Here is a 16,268-nt window from a genome sequence, read left to right as displayed (position 1 = left end):
ATCAGCCAGGCAAACTCAGTAAAAAAAGTGCTGCGGTACCGTTGCCCAGGGCAACGGTACCGCGATTGACATCAGATGTCCCACACCAGGTTGACCGAGAAGTTGCGGCCAGGCTGGGTCAGGCGGTCGAGGTTGGCCGGCTGGGTCACCGAGGCCTCGCCCACGCTGTCGTAGCCGCGCACGTCATCCCACAGCCAGTATTTCTTGTCAGTCAGGTTGTACAGGCCGGCGCTGACGGTGACGTCCTTGGTGACCTTGTAGTAGCCGGTCAGGTCGAGGATGCCGAAGCCAGGGGTCTTGAACTGGGTGCTGGTGCCGTCCGGGGTGTGGAAGCTGCTGCTGTCCACGCGGTCCTTCTTCTTCACCACGGTCCAGCTCAGCAGGCCGCCGTAGGTGTCCTGGTCGTAGCCCAGGCCGAACACGCCGGTCAGTGGGTTGACGCTGTTCAGCGGCTCGCCGCTGTCGTCGTTGCGGCCGTAGGCGTACGACACCGAGCCCTGGGTGTACAGGCCGCTGGCCAGGCCGAAGGTGTCCAGGTTCAGGCGGCCCTTGGCCTCGGCGCCCTTGATGGTGGCCTTCTTGATGTTGACGCTCTGGAAGGTGGTCTCGGTGTAGCCGGGGGTCAGCGAGTTCTCGTCGATGAAGTCGTGGTACTTGTTGTAGAACACCGCCAGGTCGAAGGTGCCGTGTTCGAACTGGCCACGCAGGCCGGTCTCGAAGCTCTTGCTGCTCTCAGGCTTGAGGTTCGGGTTTGGCGCCACGGTGTAGCCCTGGGAGGTGTTGGTGAAGCGGCCGTACAACGCCTTGGCGGTCGGCGTGCGGAAGCCCTCGGCGTACTGGCCGTACCAGGTGTAGTTGTCGTTGAAGGCATAGGTCACGCCCAGGCGCGGGGTAGCCTTGTGCCAGGTTTTTTCTTCGGCGCTGACGTCGTCGCCGCTCTGGGCCGCGGTGTTGAGGAATTCCTGGGTGATGTGCGGCTTCATCTGCGTGTAGTCGTAGCGAATACCCGGCAGGAAGGTCCACTGGTCCCACTTGATCTCGTCCTGGGCGAACAGGCTGTAGGTGTTGACGGTCGGGTCCGGGAAGTCGCTGGCTGGCGTCAGGGTGTCGGAGGTGTTGGTGCTCACCGCGCCGATGGCGCTGCAGTAGGTGGCCACCGACATGCAGATGCCTTCACCGGTGCGCAGGCCGGTGACCTTCTGCTGCTTGAGGGTGGTGCCGTAGGTCAGGTGGTGGTCGGTGTCGGCGATGGCGAAGGACTTGTCCAACTGCGCATCGAAGATCCAGGTGCGTTCCTTGTACTGGGTGTCGCGGGTGCGGTACACCACGCGCGACGGCGCGTAGATTTCCTCGGTGCTCTCGTCGGTCTTGGCGATCTGGTAGTTGAGGCTCATCTTCACGTGGTCGGCCAGGTAGCTGTCCAGGCCGAAGCTGTTCTCGATGCCGAAGCGCTCGCGCGAGGTGGTGGTGTTGCCGCTGCGGGCCTTGTACATGCCAAAGCCGGCGCCGTTGACGAAGGGGCCGCCTACCGCGCTTTTCTGGTTGGTGTCGCGGTCATCCTTGTACTTTTCGTAGGTCAGGCCCAGACGTGCGTCGTCGCCGTAGTTCCAGCCCAGCTTGGCCAGCACGTTGGTGGTCTTGGCGTCTTCGGGGTTGGCCGCGGTGCGGCTCAGGCCGGTGCCGCCATGGTCGCCGTAGGACTGGGTCTCGTGGCCGTCGCGCTGGCTCAAGTGCAGCAGGCCGTCGAAGTCGCCTTCGCGGCCGGCGATGGTGCCGGACTTCAGCCAGCTGCGGTCGGCCGAGCTGTAGCCGGTCTTCAGGCGGGCGCCGAAGTCCTGGCCGGGCTTGATGATGTCGTCCGGGTCGAGGGTGTAGTAGCTGACGGCGCCGCCGATGGCGCTGCTGCCGTACAGCGACGAGGCCGGGCCGCGCAGGATCTCCACGCGCTTGACGATTTCCGGGTCCACGTAGTTGCGGTTGGTCTGTGCGTAGGGGCCGTTGAAGAAGCTGGCCGGCACTTCCACGCCGTCGACCTGGGTGAGCACGCGGTCGCCGTCGATGCCGCGGATGTTGTAGCCGGTGATGCCGGCGCGCTGGCCGGCGCCGCCTACCGACACGCCGGGCTCGTAGCGCACCAGTTCCTTGATGGTGTTGACGTTGTTGCGGTCCAGGGTCTGGCGGTCCTGCACGGTCACGGTGGCGGGCACGCTGTTGACGTCCTGGGCGTTGCGCGTGGCGCTGACGGTGACCTGCTGCAGGGCAATGGCGCCGTTGTTGCGCGCTTCCAGCACGACGTTGTTGGGGCCCAGCTTGTGCACGCTCAGGTTGGTGCCCACCAGCAGGCGCTCCAGGGCCTGTTCAGGCTTGAGCGAGCCGCGCACGCCCGGCGATTGCACGTCCTTGGCCAGGTCTGCCGACAGCCCCACCTGCCAGCCGGTCACCTGGGTGAAGGCGTTGATGGCCGACACCAGCGACTGCTGGCCGATGGCGAAGCTGTAGTTGCCCATGGCCTGGCTGCCGCCGGCGGGTTCCGCGGCCATGGCCGGGGCCACCTGGGTGGCGGCCAGCATGATGGCCATGGTCAGCACGGACAGCGTGCGTGGGCCGGGTTTGGCGGTGCTGAAACGATTGAAACCTGAGGACATCGAAGGGCGCTCCCTGTCGCGCGGCGTTATAGTTATGAACTGACTCAAAATGCGAATCAGTTGCATTGGCTATAACGAGACGAAGCAGGGTGCGTGATCGCGTAAAAATAAATTGAAGATTGTTTAATCATGCCTACGCCGCCGGACGCAGCCTTTGGCAGCTGCTACGGGGCGTTGCCGTAGCAGCGGCCGCCAGGCCGCGTCCCGGGGCGCCGCGCTAATCAGTTCAGAATCACAAGGGCGGGATATTCGCTCACTGACGCCGAGGTGATGTGCGCCAGCGAGCGCACCACGTCCAGCGGGTTTTCCAGCCGGTAGTTGCCGGTGACTTCCACCTTGGCCAGGCGCTCGTTGGTGTTGACGATCCACCCCGGGTAATACCGGCGCAGTTCGTCCAGCACCTGGCTCAACGGGCAGTTCTCGAACACCAGGCGGCCCTGCACCCAGGCCAGGTCTTTCTGCGCGTCCAGGTGCTGGCGCTGGCCAAAGCCCTTGGGCCCTACGCGGATGCTGTCGCCGGCGCTCAGGCGCACGTGGGCATCGTCCTCGCTGAGCAGGTCGACGTTGCCGCGCTGTACCTGCACCTGGGCCACGCCGTCCAGCAGGCGCACGGCGAAGTCGGTGTCGCGCATGCTCGCGCGCACCGGGCCGGCCTGCAGTTGCAGCGGCTGTTGGCGGTTGCCGGCGACCTGGAAGAAAGCCTCGCCCTGGTACAGGCGTGCCTCGCGGCGGTGCTGGTCGATGTCCGAGGAGAACGCCGTGTTGGTGTTGAGCAGCACCTTGGAGCCGTCGTCCAGTTGCAGGCGCTGGCGTTCGCCCACCACGGTCAGGTGGTCGGCCTCCAGGCGCAAGGGCACGTTGGTAAAGCCGAACACGCCCACCAGGATCACCGCCGCCGCGGCCATGGGCTTGAAGAATGGGCGCAGGCGCGTGCGCCACGAGCGCGCGGTGGCCGTCTGCAGCTGTTGGGCGGCCTGGTTCACCGCCGTGCCGTTCCACACGGCGCTGGCACGGGCGAACGCCTGGGCGTTGGCGGGCGTGGCGGCCAGCCATTGCTCGAAGGCCATGCGCTCGTCGGCGCTGGCGCAGTCCAGGCGTATCAGCCAGTCCAGTGCCTGGTCCATGGCGCTGTCGTCGGGTTCGGTCACTCGGGTTCCTCGGGCGGCGAGTTCATGGCGGCGGTAAGGGGCAAAGCTTACCAAAGAGTCGGAGCCTGTGCGGTGAACGTCGTGTCACTTCAGAGGCGTCCTACGGCGCGTCTGTCAGACGTCCATGCGTTGCGCCACGCCAACGCAGATGGCCATGATCAGTTTCAGTTCCTTCTGCACCGTGCTGGCGGAGACGTCCAGTTCGCCGGCGATCTCCAGGTAGCTGCAGCCGTGCAGGCGGCTGAGGATGAAAATGCGTTGTTGGCGGGCCGTCAGCTGGCTCAGGCTGGTATTGAGGCGCATCAGCAGTTGCTCGGCATGGGCGGCTTCCTCCGGGGTGCTCTGGCAGGCGGCCACGTTGTGCACCACGTCGCTGGGCACGTCCTCGAGCATCGTGCGTTCCTGCACGCGGCGCGCGCGCAGGTGGTCCAGCGCCAGGTTGCGCGCGGTCTGGAAGACAAAGGGTTCAAGGTGCTCGATGGCGCGCTCGCCCAGGGCGCGCGTCACCCGCAGGTAGGTTTCCTGCAGCAGGTCTTCGGCGGTGCTGGGGTTGTCGACCATGCGCTGCAGGGTGCGCAGCAGGCTGAGGCGCTGGGCCAGGAAGACGGAATTGAAGTGTGACTGACTCACGGCGATACCGGACCAGGAAGGTGTTAATGATAATGCTTATCATCTATGCCGTTGGTCAAGTGTTTCCGTGTAACAAGCTTGCGTAGCCGCTGCCGCAGGCTGCGCTGGGCCTATGCCTCGCTGAAAATCTTCAAGGGGCTCACGGGCCAGCGCAGCCTGGCGGCAGCGGCTACGGGGCGCGCGTTATTGCGCGTTCCACAGCGCCAGGCAGTTATCCAGCATGCGGTTGCTGAAGCCCCACTCGTTGTCGTACCAAGCCATGACTTTCAGCATCTTGCCGGCAACCTTGGTGTGATTGGCGTCGAAGATCGACGAAAGCGGGTTGTGGTTGAAGTCGCACGACACCAGCGGCAGGGTGTTGTAGCCCAGGATCTTCGAATGCTGGGCCGCTTCTTTCATCAACGCATTGACCTCGTCCGCGCTAGTCTCGCGGGACAGGTTCAGGGTCAGGTCCACCAGCGACACGTTGATCACCGGCACGCGCACGGCCATGCCGGTCAGCTTGCCGGCCAGTTCCGGCAGCACCAGGCCCACGGCTTCGGCGGCGCCGGTCTTGCTGGGGATCATCGACTGGGTGGCCGAACGCGCCCGGAACGGGTCGCTGTGGTACATGTCGGTCAGCACCTGGTCGTTGGTGTAGGCGTGGATGGTGGTCATCAGGCCTTGCTCGATGCCCAGCTCGCGGTGCAGCACCTGGGCCACCGGCGCCAGGCAGTTGGTGGTGCACGAGGCGTTGGAGATGATCTGGTGCGAGGCGCGCAGCACGTCATGGTTCACGCCGTACACCACGGTGGCGTCCACGCCTTTGGCCGGGGCCGAGATGATCACCTTGCGGGCGCCGGCGCTGATGTGCGCGGCAGCCTTGGCGCGGTCGGTGAACAGGCCGGTGCATTCGAACACTACGTCGACGCGCTCGGCCTTCCACGGCAGGTCGGCCGGGTTGCGAATGGCGCTGACGGCAATACGGTCACCATTGACGGTGATGCTTTCCTGGTCCGATTCCACCGTGGCATCGAAGGCGCCGTGCACGCTGTCGAACTTCAGCAGGTGGGCGTTCATGGCGCTGTCACCCAGGTCGTTGATGGCGACGACCTGCAGGTCCTGGCGGTAGCCTTGGGTATACAGTGCGCGAAGCACGTTGCGGCCGATGCGGCCAAAACCGTTGATGGCAATGCGAAGAGTCATGTCGGTACCTGCGTTCAGATTGTGTGGGGCGCCCTATAGATGTGAAGCCAAGGAGCCGCAGAACGTTCACAGAATCTGTTTTGTTATTGGAATTACAAGATTATTCGCAAAAAAATAGAAAACAAGCCTTTTTGATGGCAATATTTTGTCTTATCTACAACGAGTGACCGGCGCGGCTGTTCCTGTTGATCAAAAGCAAGCCTGTGCGACGAGCCTGGGCGGCGAATGGGATAATGGGAAGGAGTGCAGCGGTTGCCCCCATAGCCTGGAGTTCTTCACATGCATCCCCGTGTTCTAGAGGTTACCCAACGGCTGATTGATCGCAGCCGCGCGACGCGCGAGCGTTACCTGCAACTGATCCGCGGGGCTGCCAGCGATGGCCCGATGCGTGCCAAGCTGCAATGTGCCAACTTTGCCCACGGCGTGGCCGGGTGCGGCACCGAGGACAAGAACGCGCTGCGGATGATGAACTCCGCCAACGTGGCCATCGTGTCGTCGTATAACGACATGCTCTCGGCGCACCAGCCCTACGAGACCTACCCCGAGCAGCTCAAGCAGGCCCTGCGCGAGATTGGCTCGGTAGGCCAGTTCGCCGGCGGCGTGCCGGCCATGTGCGACGGCGTCACCCAGGGTGAGCCGGGCATGGAGCTGGGCATTGCCAGCCGCGAAGTGATCGCCATGTCCACCGCCGTGGCGCTGTCGCACAACATGTTCGACGCCGCGCTGATGCTGGGCATCTGCGACAAGATCGTGCCGGGCCTGATGATGGGCGCGCTGCGCTTCGGCCACCTGCCGATGATCTTCGTGCCAGGCGGGCCGATGCCGTCGGGCATTTCCAACAAGGAAAAAGCCGACGTGCGGCAGCGTTACGCCGAGGGCAAGGCCAGCCGCGAAGAGCTGCTGGAGTCGGAGATGAAGTCCTACCACAGCCCTGGCACCTGCACCTTCTACGGCACCGCCAACACCAACCAGCTGCTGATGGAAGTGATGGGCCTGCACCTGCCGGGCGCCTCCTTCGTCAACCCCAACACGCCGCTGCGTGACGCCCTGACCGTGGAAGCGGCGCACCAGGTCACGCGCATGACCAAGGCCAGCGGCGCCAGCTTCATGCCCATTGGCGAAATCGTCGACGAAAAGTCGCTGGTCAACTCCATCGTGGCCCTGCACGCCACCGGCGGCTCCACCAACCACACCCTGCACATGCCGGCGATCGCCATGGCGGCGGGCATCATCCTCACTTGGCAGGACATGGCCGACCTCTCCGAGGTGGTGCCGACCCTGTCGCACGTGTACCCGAACGGCAAGGCCGACATCAACCACTTCCAGGCCGCCGGCGGCATGTCGTTCCTGGTGCGTGAGCTGCTGGCCGCCGGCCTGTTGCACGAAGACGTCAACACCGTGGCCGGCCATGGCCTGAGCCGCTACACCCAGGAACCGTTCCTGGACAACGGCAAGCTGGTATGGCGCGAAGGCCCGGCCAACAGCCTCGACGAGAACATCCTGCGCCCGGTGGCCCGTGCGTTCTCGCCCGAAGGCGGCCTGCGGGTGATGGAAGGCAACCTGGGCCGTGGCGTGATGAAAGTCTCCGCCGTGGCCCCCGAGCACCAGATCGTCGAAGCCCCGGCGCGGGTGTTCGAAGACCAGCAGGACCTGGCCGACGCCTTCAAGGCCGGCGAGCTGGAGCGTGATTTTGTCGCAGTGATGCGCTTCCAGGGGCCGCGTTCCAACGGCATGCCCGAATTGCACAAAATGACCCCGTTCCTCGGCGTTCTGCAGGATCGCGGCTTCAAAGTGGCCCTGGTCACCGACGGGCGCATGTCTGGTGCATCGGGCAAAATCCCGGCCGCCATCCACGTGTGCCCGGAAGCCTTCGACGGCGGCGCGCTGGCCAAGGTGCGCGACGGTGATATCATCCGCGTGGATGGCGTCAAGGGCACCCTGGAGGTGCTGATGGACGCCAGCGAATTTGCCGCGCGCACCCCAGCCGTGGGCCAACTGGCCAACGCGGTGGGCTGTGGTCGCGAGCTGTTCGGTTTCATGCGACTGGCCTTCAGCTCGGCGGAGCAGGGCGCCAGCGCCTTCACGTCCGGCCTGGAGATTCTCAAATGAAGCTCGCCCTTGTTGGCGATATTGGCGGTACCAACGCGCGCTTTGCGTTGTGGGAAGACAACAACCTGCACTCGGTGCGGGTGTTCCCTACCGCGGACTACACCAGCCCCGAGCAGGCCATCGGCGTGTACCTCAAGGACCTGGGCCACGAGCGCGGGGCCATTGGCGCCGTGTGCCTGGCCGTGGCCGGGCCGGTCAGCGGTGACGAATTCCGCTTCACCAACAGCCACTGGCGCCTGAGCCGCAAGGCCTTCTGCGAGACGCTTGCGGTCGAGCACCTGCTGCTGATCAACGACTTCACCGCCATGGCCCTGGGCATGACCCGCCTGGAAGACGGCGAGTTCAAGACCGTGTGCCCCGGCACCCCGGACCCTGAGCGCGCCGCCGTGGTCATCGGCCCGGGCACCGGGCTGGGCGTGGGCACCCTGCTGAACCTGGGCGAGCAGCGCTACATGGCCCTGCCCGGCGAGGGCGGCCACGTCGACCTGCCGGTGGGCAACGCCCGCGAAGCACAGCTGCGCCAGCACATCCAGGACGAGATCGGCCACGTCAGCGCCGAGACCATCCTCAGTGGTGGCGGCCTGCTGCGCCTGTACCAGGCGGTGTGCGCGGTCGATGGCCATGCAGCGACCCTGGCCACCCCTGCGGCCATCACCTCGGCGGCCCTGGCCGGCGAGCCGGTGGCGCTGGCGGTGATCGAGCAGTTCTGCCGCTTCCTGGGGCGCGTGGCCGGCAACAACGTGCTCACCGTCGGCGGTCGCGGCGGCGTGTACATCGTCGGTGGCGTGATCCCGCGGTTCATCGAGCTGTTCCTGGCCAGTGGCTTCGCCGACAGCTTCGCCGACAAGGGTTGCATGAGCGAATACTTCCAGGGCATTCCCGTCTGGGTTGTGACCGCCGAGTTCTCGGGGCTGATTGGCGCCGGTGTGGCCTTGCAGCAAGCACGGGGGTAGGCGTTTAATCTGCGTTTATTGATCGGGCGTCTCGACCCGACGCTGGACACAAGGACGCAGCACGTGACCACTGCCGGCAAAACGATCCTCCTGGTCGACGACGACCAGGAAATCCGCGAACTGTTGGACACCTACCTCACCCGTGCCGGCTTCACCGTGCGCACCACGGGTGACGGCCAGCAATTTCGCCAGGCCTTGAACGAGGCCCCGGCGGACCTGGCCATTCTCGATGTCATGCTCCCCGACGAAGACGGCTTCAGCCTGTGCCGCTGGGTGCGCCAGCACCCGCGCCAGGCGCAGATGCCGATCATCATGCTCACCGCCAGCTCCGACGAGGCCGACCGAGTCATCGGCCTGGAACTGGGCGCCGACGACTACCTGGGCAAGCCCTTCAGCCCGCGCGAGCTGCAGGCGCGCATCAAGGCCCTGCTGCGCCGCGCGCAGTTCGGCCAGGAGCGCGGCGGCGAGGTGGTGGCGTTCGACGACTGGCGCCTGGACATGATCAGCCATCGGCTGTTCCACACCGACGGCGAGGAAGTGTTCCTTTCGGGTGCCGATTTCGCCCTGCTCAAGCTGTTCCTCGACAACCCCCAGCAGATCCTCGACCGCGACACCATCGGCAACGCCACCCGTGGTCGCGACCTGATGCCCCTGGACCGCATCGTCGACATGGCCGTGAGCCGCCTGCGCCAGCGCCTGCGCGACACTGACAAACCGCCACGGCTGATCCGCACCGTGCGCGGCAGTGGCTACCTGCTGGCGGCCAACGTTGTCACGGCTTAAGCGCCTGGTGCCGCGCTCGCTGCTGGGGCGCATGCTACTGCTGACCCTGCTGGTGGTGCTGCTGGCGCAGGGGCTGTCGAGCCTGATCTGGGTCTCGCAGCTGCGTGCCACCCAGCTCGAAGGCCTGGTCACCAGCGCGCGCAGCCTGGCCCATTCCATGTCGGCCAGCGTCAGCTACTTCCGCTCGCTGCCACTGGCCTACCGGCCCATGGTGCTGGACCAGCTGCGCAGCATGGGCGGCACGCGATTCGTGGTGTCGCTCAACGACCGCCCGCTGGACATGCGCGTGCTGCCGGCCACCCAGCGCAAGAGCGCGGTCATCGACGCCGTGGACGAGGTGCTGCACGAAAGCCTGGGTTCGCAGATGGACATCTCCGTGCAGTTCGTCAGCCCCCAGGACCTGCGCATCTTCAACAGCGGCCTGGCCCTGGACGAGCTGCCGCGCTCGTGGGCGCACTATTCCCTGACCCTGGAACCGGTGAACCCGCCGGTGCTGGTGACGCAGATCCGCCTGGGCGAGGGCGAGTGGCTGTACATCGCCTCGCTGCTGCCCGAGCCCTACACCAGCCTCGAGGAGGAGGGCCTGCCGGCCCAGCAGTGGTGGTTCATTTTGCTCACCAGCTCGTTCCTGCTGCTGTTCATCGGCCTGTTGGTGCACTGGCAGAGCCGCCCGCTCAAGCGCCTGGCGCGCGCCGCCCGGGAGCTGTCCCTGGGCGCCGAGCCCGAGGAGCCGGAAGTGGAGGGCGGCGGCAGCGAAGTCATCGAAGTGAGCCGCGCCTTCACCGCCATGCGCGGGCGCATCAGCCGCTACCTGACCGAGCGCAGCCAGCTGTTCAGCGCCATCTCCCACGACCTGCGCACGCCCATCACGCGCCTGCGCCTGCGCGTGGAACTGCTGGAAGACGACCCCCTGGCCGCCAAGTTCACCCGCGACCTGGACGAGCTGGAGCTGCTGGTCAAAGGCGCCCTGCAGTGCGTGAAAGACACCGACATCCACGAGAACATCGAACCGGTGGACCTCAACCACGTGCTCGACTGCCTGATCGAGCCCTTCGTGGCCCCCGAAGGCAACGGCCGTGTGACCCTGCACGGCGGCGCGTGGAAGGCCTACCCGGGCAAGCCGCTGGCGTTGAAGCGCTGCATGGGCAACCTGATCGACAACGCCCTCAAATACGGCGAGCGGGCGCACCTGCACGTGGAAGACAACGCCCGGGCGTTCATCCTCCACGTCGACGACGAAGGCCCGGGCGTGCCGGCGCAGCGGTTGGAGAAAGTGTTCGAACCGCATTTCCGCCTGTCCGGCAACCAGCATGGCTATGGGCTGGGGTTGGGAATTGCGCGCAACATCGCGCACAGCCACGGCGGCGAAGTCAGCCTGCAGAATTTGCCAGAGCGGGGGTTGCGCGTAACCCTCTACCTGCCCCGCACCTAACCCGTAGCCGCTGCCGCAGGCTGCGCTGGCCCTATGCCCCGCTGGAGATTTTCAGGGTTCACGCCGGCCAGCGCAGCCTGGCGGCAGCGGCTACGGGACGTCGCCTGCCCACCCAATCGGTTGACCTGCACCACTGCCATCCCTATCCTCTGGCCCGTCACGGCACATCCGTGATGGGGTTTGACGGCTCCGATTCATCACTAAGAAACACCGCATGCCGCGTTTAGTGGCGGCTGCGCGTGGGGCACCTTCGCGTGCGCCGGGTTTCTTGGTAACCGGGCCGTGTGGGTGATCAATTGATCAATCACAGAGAACAAACCATGCAAGATGATGGAACCCTGCTTACCCAACACCTCCCTTTCTGCCCAGGCGCCGACGGCGTTCCGCTGTTCAGCGTGCAACCGGGGGTACCCGTCCATCAGGCATTGGCCCAGGCGAGCGTGCTCTTCGGCTGCGCCGAGCGCCTGTCGGCCGAGAATTGTGATGCTGACCTGCAGTTGAGCCGATCCCTTGGGGTTGTTACCGCGCAGTTGGTGCAGATGGGTAGGGCGTTGGTTGATGCCTCGATCACCAGCGTCGAGCGTTGACGTGTAGCCGCTGCCACAGGCTGCGCTGGCCCTATGCCCCACGGGAAATCGCCAGGGTTCACACCGGCCAGCGCAGCCTGGCGGCAGCGGCTACGGTGCGCCGTCTGCGAGCGCCGTTCGCACGGCGCGACCCGGCCTTGCGGCCGGTGCTACAGGTACCGGCGCCAAACCTGTAGCACCGGCCGTTAGGCCGGGTCGTGCGGCCGCCGCATAACCCTGTGACATTTGGTTACCCGCCCCCCGCCATCCGTTGTTTAGACTCACTCCACCACAATAAAAAAACCAAGGCACTCCCATGGACAGGCTGCACCTGGACTTCAACAGCTGGCTCAACACCCCCGCCCATCACCACTGGCTGGCCGCCGAAGGCCTGCGTTTGCTGGACTTTGCCCGCGCTTCGCGGCTGCCCGAAGGCTTTGGCCACCTGGATGAACGCGGCTGGCTGCCCGATGCGCCGGCGCAGACGTTGATCACCGCCCGCATGACCCACAGCTTCGCCCTGGGCGCCCTGCAAGGCCTGCCCGGCTGCGCGCCGCTGGTGGACCACGGCCTGGCCGCGCTGAACGGTTGCCTGCGCGACGCCGACCAGGGCGGTTGGTACGCCGTGGCCCACGCCGCCGACGGCGACCTGGGCAAGGCCGCCTACCTGCACGCGTTCGTGGCGCTGGCCGCCAGCAGCGCGGTGGCAGCAGGCCGGCCCGGCGCCCAGGCGCTGCTGGACGAAGCCGTGGAGGTGATCCACACACGGTTCTGGCACGAGGAGGAGGGCGCCATGCGCGAGTCCTTCGACCGCATCTGGAGCCGCGAAGAGGCCTACCGCGGCGCCAACTGCAACATGCACAGCGTCGAGGCGTTCCTCGCCCTGGCCGACGCCACCCACGACCCGCGCTGGCTGGAACGCGCCCTGCGGATCGCCGAGCGGGTGATCCACCAGCACGCGGCGCACAACCAGTACCGGGTCATCGAGCATTTCCACCCCGGCTGGGAAGCCGACCTTGAGTACAACCACGCCCGTCCCGACGACCCCTTCCGCCCGTACGGCAGCACCCCGGGGCACGCCTTCGAATGGGCGCGGCTGTTGCTGCACCTGGAAGCCGCGCTGCTGGAGGCCGTGCGCCCGGCGCCCACCTGGCTGCTGACCGACGCCCGCGGGCTATTCGCGCAGGCCTGCCGCACCGCCTGGCACGTCGATGGGGCGCCGGGGCTGGTGTACACCCTGGACTGGCAGGACCAGCCCGTAGTGCGCCAGCGCATGCACTGGGTCACCTGCGAGGCCATCGCCGCCTCGGCTGCGCTGCTGCGGCGCACCGGCGAGCACGCCTACGAGCAGTGGTACCGGGATTTCTGGGAGTTCGCCGCCGAGCATTTGCTAGACCGCGTGCACGGCAGTTGGCACCACGAACTGGACGAACACAACCGCCCTGGCGCCAAGGTCTGGGCCGGCAAGCCCGACCTGTACCATGCGTTGCAGGCCGTGCTGTTGCCGCGCCTGCCGCTGGCGCCCAGCCTGGCCTGCGGCCTTGCCAAGGTGGGCGGGCAGCACATTGTCACCGGCTGGTGACAATTGTGCATCGCTTCGTTACCTGGCGTACTAACTACCCTGTTTACACTCCATCGCAGCGCAAGCATCAGACTTGCAATGCATAACAACAAAAAAAGGGAATCCGATGAACGCGATCAATCGCCTCGCCGCTGTCATTTCGCTTGCCACCCTGTTTCCTTTCGCCGCCCACGCCGCCGATTCCAAAGGCACCGTGGAAGTAGTGCATTGGTGGACCTCCGGGGGTGAAGCCAAGGCTGTGGGTGTCTTGAAACAACTGGTCGAGAAAGACGGCTACACCTGGCAAGACAGCGCTGTCGCCGGTGGTGGTGGCGCCGCCGCCATGACCGTGCTGAAAACCCGTGCCGTGTCGGGCAACCCGCCGTCTGCCGCGCAGATCAAGGGCCCGGACATTCAGGAATGGGCTTCCCTGGGCCTGCTGACCAACGTCGACGACGTGGCCAAGGCCAACAACTGGGACAAGCTGCTCTCCAAAACCGTCTCCGACACCATGAAATACGAAGGCCACTACGTAGCCGTGCCGGTGAACATCCACCGCGTCAACTGGCTGTGGGTCAACCCGGAAGCCTTCAAGAAGGCCGGCATCGCCAAGGCCCCCACCACCCTGGAAGAACTCTACGCCGCCGGCGACAAGCTCAAGGCCGCAGGCATCATCCCGATCGCCCACGGTGGCCAGCCGTGGCAGGACAGCACCGTGTTCGAAGACATGGTGCTGAGCATCATGGGCGCCGACGGCTTCAAGAAAGCCTTCATCGACCAGGACGAGGCCACCCTCACTGGCGCGCAGATGACCAAGGTGTTCACCGAGCTGAAGAAACTCAAGGGCTACATGGACCCGGATGGCGCTGGCCAGGACTGGAACCTGGAAGCGGCCAAGGTCATCAGCGGCAAGGCCGGCATGCAGATCATGGGCGACTGGGCCAAGAGCGAGTGGAGCGCGGCAGGCAAGAAAGCCGGCAGCGACTACGAGTGCGTGCCGTTCCCGGGCACCCAGGGCAGCTACACCTACAACATCGACTCCCTGGCCATGTTCAAGCTGGCCAAGAAGAACGACACCCCCGGCAACAACGCTGCGCGTGACGACCTGGCCAAGGTCGCCCTGGAGCCCGAATTCCAGTACGTGTTCAACCAGAACAAAGGCTCGATCCCGGTGCGCAATGACCTGGACATGAGCAAGTTCGACAGCTGTGGCCAGGCCTCGGCCAAGGACTTCGCCGAAGCCGACAAGGCCGGCAAGCTGGAACCGAGCATGGCGCACAACATGGCTACCTCGCTGGCAGTACAAGGCGCGATCTTCGACGTTGTCACCAACTTCATGAGTGACAAGAACGCCGATCCGGCCAAGGCCGCCAAGCAACTGTATGCGGGCATCTCGTCGGCCAAGTAACACCGACGGATAACGCGTCCGATACCTGCGCCGGGGTTCCCCCTCCCCATCCCCCGGCGCAGGGATTCGGTGCCGATTGACCTTTACCCTGGATGTTCCCGATGAGCTCTGTGGCTGTGTTCAGCAAGGCCTCGCCGTTCGACGCGCTGCAACGCTGGTTACCCAAAGTGGTGCTGGCGCCTAGCATGCTGCTCGTGCTGGTCGGTTTCTATGGCTATATCTTCTGGACCTTTTTGCTGTCCTTTACCAATTCCACCTTCATGCCGACGTACAGCTTCGTCGGCCTGCAGCAATACGCGCGCCTGCTCGACAACGACCGTTGGTGGGTGGCGAGCAAGAACCTGGCGGTGTTCGGTGGCCTGTTCATCGCCATCAGCCTGGTGCTGGGGGTGTTCCTGGCGGTGCTGCTGGACCAGCGCATCCGCCGCGAAGGCTTCCTGCGCACCATCTACCTGTACCCTATGGCGCTGTCGATGATCGTCACCGGCACCGCCTGGAAATGGCTGCTCAACCCCGGCCTGGGCCTGGACAAGATGCTGCGCGACTGGGGCTGGGAAGGCTTCCGCCTGGACTGGCTGATTGACCAGGACCGCGTGGTGTACTGCCTGGTGATTGCCGCGGTGTGGCAGGCCTCCGGCTTTGTCATGGCGCTGTTCCTGGCGGGCCTGCGCGGGGTCGACCAGTCGATCATCCGTGCTGCCCAGGTGGACGGCGCGAGCCTGCCCACCATCTACCTGAAGATCGTGTTGCCCAGCCTGCGGCCGGTGTTCTTCAGCGCCTTCATGATCCTGGCGCACATCGCCATCAAGAGCTTCGACCTGGTGGCGGCCATGACCGCGGGCGGCCCGGGCTACAGCTCGGACCTGCCGGCCATGTTCATGTATTCGTTCACCTTCAGCCGTGGCCAGATGGGCATCGGCTCGGCCAGCGCCATGCTGATGCTGGGCGCGATCCTGGCGATCCTGGTGCCGTACCTGTATTCGGAATTGAGGACCAAGCGCCATGACTAATGCCTATGGCAAATCCTCGCTCAGCTTTAGCCGCGTGGCCATCTACGCCACGCTGATCCTGGCGGCCGCCGTGTACCTGGTGCCGCTGGTGGTGATGCTGCTGACCAGCTTCAAGACCCCGGATGACATCCGCACCGGCAACCTGCTCAGCTTGCCCGAGGTGTTCACCGGCATCGGCTGGCTGAAGGCCTGGGACATCGTCGGCGGGTTCTTCTGGAACTCGGTGAAGATCACCGTGCCGGCCGTGCTGATCTCCACCTTCATCGGTGCCATGAACGGCTACGTGCTGTCCATGTGGCGTTTCCGCGGCTCGCAGCTGTTCTTCGGCCTGCTGCTGTTCGGCTGCTTCCTGCCGTTCCAGACCGTGCTGTTGCCGGCTTCGTTCACCCTGGGCAAGTTCGGCCTGGCCAACACCACCACCGGTCTTGTGATCGTCCACGTTGTATATGGGCTGGCTTTTACTACGCTGTTCTTCCGTAACTACTACGTCAGCGTGCCGGATGCGCTGGTCAAGGCGGCGCGACTGGACGGCGCGGGGTTCTTCACCATCTTCAACAAGATCCTGCTGCCCATGTCGATCCCGATCATCATGGTCTGCCTGATCTGGCAGTTCACCCAGATCTGGAACGACTTCCTGTTCGGCGTGGTGTTCGCCAGTGGCGACTCGCAGCCAATCACCGTGGCGCTGAACAACCTGGTGAACACCAGCACCGGCGCCAAGGAATACAACGTAGACATGGCCGCGGCAATGATCGCCGGCCTTCCAACACTGCTGGTGTACATCATGGCCGGCAAGTATTTCCTGCGTGGGCTCACCGCCGGCGCGGTCAAGGGGTAG

At 65.3% G+C, this 16,268-nt stretch carries 13 protein-coding genes; 9 read left to right on the top strand and 4 right to left on the bottom strand.

The window, feature by feature from the left end:
* Positions 1-71: 71 nt before the first annotated feature.
* The 4 genes from AC0Z2B_RS02555 to gap all read right to left on the bottom strand — a co-directional run bounded on the left by AC0Z2B_RS02555 (position 72) and on the right by gap (position 5,608).
* Positions 72-2,645 carry a TonB-dependent receptor gene (locus AC0Z2B_RS02555; protein ID WP_476294989.1) on the bottom strand — a complete coding sequence of 858 codons (2,574 nt, stop codon included), beginning with the start codon at positions 2,643-2,645 and terminating at the stop codon, positions 72-74.
* Between the two features lie 221 nt (positions 2,646-2,866).
* Positions 2,867-3,769 (bottom strand): FecR family protein, encoded by a 903-nt coding sequence (locus AC0Z2B_RS02550; RefSeq protein WP_476295142.1) that lies wholly within the window; start codon positions 3,767-3,769, stop codon positions 2,867-2,869.
* 138 nt (positions 3,770-3,907) lie between these two features.
* A complete protein-coding gene (locus AC0Z2B_RS02545) occupies positions 3,908-4,423 on the bottom strand; it encodes a sigma-70 family RNA polymerase sigma factor (RefSeq protein ID WP_473005489.1) in 516 nt (171 codons plus the stop codon).
* A 183-nt stretch (positions 4,424-4,606) separates the two neighbouring features.
* Entirely contained in the window at positions 4,607-5,608 is a 1,002-nt protein-coding gene (gap, locus tag AC0Z2B_RS02540; protein WP_416422662.1) for a type I glyceraldehyde-3-phosphate dehydrogenase, read from the bottom strand.
* A 279-nt stretch (positions 5,609-5,887) separates the two neighbouring features.
* On the opposite strand from gap, the gene edd reads away from it, so the two are divergent.
* From edd to AC0Z2B_RS02495, 9 genes are all read left to right on the top strand, one after another.
* On the top strand, positions 5,888-7,717 hold the full coding sequence (gene edd, locus AC0Z2B_RS02535; protein WP_416422663.1) for a phosphogluconate dehydratase: 1,830 nt from the start codon (positions 5,888-5,890) through the stop codon (positions 7,715-7,717).
* On the top strand, positions 7,714-8,670 hold the full coding sequence (locus AC0Z2B_RS02530) for a glucokinase (protein WP_416422664.1): 957 nt from the start codon (positions 7,714-7,716) through the stop codon (positions 8,668-8,670). The genes edd and AC0Z2B_RS02530 overlap by 4 nt, the downstream gene beginning before the upstream one ends.
* A gap of 63 nt (positions 8,671-8,733) precedes the next feature.
* Positions 8,734-9,453 carry a response regulator gene (locus AC0Z2B_RS02525; RefSeq protein ID WP_416422665.1) on the top strand — a complete coding sequence of 240 codons (720 nt, stop codon included), beginning with the start codon at positions 8,734-8,736 and terminating at the stop codon, positions 9,451-9,453.
* A gap of 31 nt (positions 9,454-9,484) precedes the next feature.
* Positions 9,485-10,885: a sensor histidine kinase gene (locus AC0Z2B_RS02520; protein ID WP_476295140.1), complete on the top strand. Its 1,401-nt coding sequence runs from the start codon at positions 9,485-9,487 to the stop codon at positions 10,883-10,885.
* A 320-nt stretch (positions 10,886-11,205) separates the two neighbouring features.
* Positions 11,206-11,472, top strand: a complete 267-nt coding sequence (locus AC0Z2B_RS02515) for a DUF3077 domain-containing protein (protein ID WP_476294988.1) — start codon at positions 11,206-11,208, stop codon at positions 11,470-11,472.
* Positions 11,473-11,767: 295 nt separating this feature from the next.
* Positions 11,768-13,033 carry a D-mannose isomerase gene (locus tag AC0Z2B_RS02510; RefSeq protein WP_476294987.1) on the top strand — a complete coding sequence of 422 codons (1,266 nt, stop codon included), beginning with the start codon at positions 11,768-11,770 and terminating at the stop codon, positions 13,031-13,033.
* Positions 13,034-13,139: 106 nt separating this feature from the next.
* Positions 13,140-14,420 carry an ABC transporter substrate-binding protein gene (locus AC0Z2B_RS02505; RefSeq protein ID WP_416422668.1) on the top strand — a complete coding sequence of 427 codons (1,281 nt, stop codon included), beginning with the start codon at positions 13,140-13,142 and terminating at the stop codon, positions 14,418-14,420.
* A 101-nt stretch (positions 14,421-14,521) separates the two neighbouring features.
* On the top strand, positions 14,522-15,430 hold the full coding sequence (locus AC0Z2B_RS02500) for a carbohydrate ABC transporter permease (RefSeq protein WP_416422669.1): 909 nt from the start codon (positions 14,522-14,524) through the stop codon (positions 15,428-15,430).
* Positions 15,423-16,268, top strand: a complete 846-nt coding sequence (locus tag AC0Z2B_RS02495; RefSeq protein ID WP_416422670.1) for a carbohydrate ABC transporter permease — start codon at positions 15,423-15,425, stop codon at positions 16,266-16,268. The genes AC0Z2B_RS02500 and AC0Z2B_RS02495 overlap by 8 nt, the downstream gene beginning before the upstream one ends.

The sequence above is a fragment of the Pseudomonas sp. GYB4201 genome, assembly GCF_056312595.1.
Note: the sequence above shows the minus strand (reverse complement) of the source record. Positions and strands in the feature narration are given on the sequence as shown.

Excerpts from the sequence above, each read along its gene's own strand:
- AC0Z2B_RS02555 (WP_476294989.1), bottom strand. The coding sequence starts at position 2,645 with ATGTCCTCAGGTTTCAATCGTTTCAGCACCGCCAAACCCGGCCCACGC.
- AC0Z2B_RS02550 (WP_476295142.1), bottom strand. The coding sequence starts at position 3,769 with ATGGACCAGGCACTGGACTGGCTGATACGCCTGGACTGCGCCAGCGCC.
- gap (WP_416422662.1), bottom strand. The coding sequence starts at position 5,608 with ATGACTCTTCGCATTGCCATCAACGGTTTTGGCCGCATCGGCCGCAAC.
- edd (WP_416422663.1), top strand. The coding sequence starts at position 5,888 with ATGCATCCCCGTGTTCTAGAGGTTACCCAACGGCTGATTGATCGCAGC.
- AC0Z2B_RS02530 (WP_416422664.1), top strand. The coding sequence starts at position 7,714 with ATGAAGCTCGCCCTTGTTGGCGATATTGGCGGTACCAACGCGCGCTTT.
- AC0Z2B_RS02520 (WP_476295140.1), top strand. The coding sequence starts at position 9,485 with ATGCTACTGCTGACCCTGCTGGTGGTGCTGCTGGCGCAGGGGCTGTCG.
- AC0Z2B_RS02515 (WP_476294988.1), top strand. The coding sequence starts at position 11,206 with ATGCAAGATGATGGAACCCTGCTTACCCAACACCTCCCTTTCTGCCCA.
- AC0Z2B_RS02510 (WP_476294987.1), top strand. The coding sequence starts at position 11,768 with ATGGACAGGCTGCACCTGGACTTCAACAGCTGGCTCAACACCCCCGCC.
- AC0Z2B_RS02505 (WP_416422668.1), top strand. The coding sequence starts at position 13,140 with ATGAACGCGATCAATCGCCTCGCCGCTGTCATTTCGCTTGCCACCCTG.
- AC0Z2B_RS02500 (WP_416422669.1), top strand. The coding sequence starts at position 14,522 with ATGAGCTCTGTGGCTGTGTTCAGCAAGGCCTCGCCGTTCGACGCGCTG.
- AC0Z2B_RS02495 (WP_416422670.1), top strand. The coding sequence starts at position 15,423 with ATGACTAATGCCTATGGCAAATCCTCGCTCAGCTTTAGCCGCGTGGCC.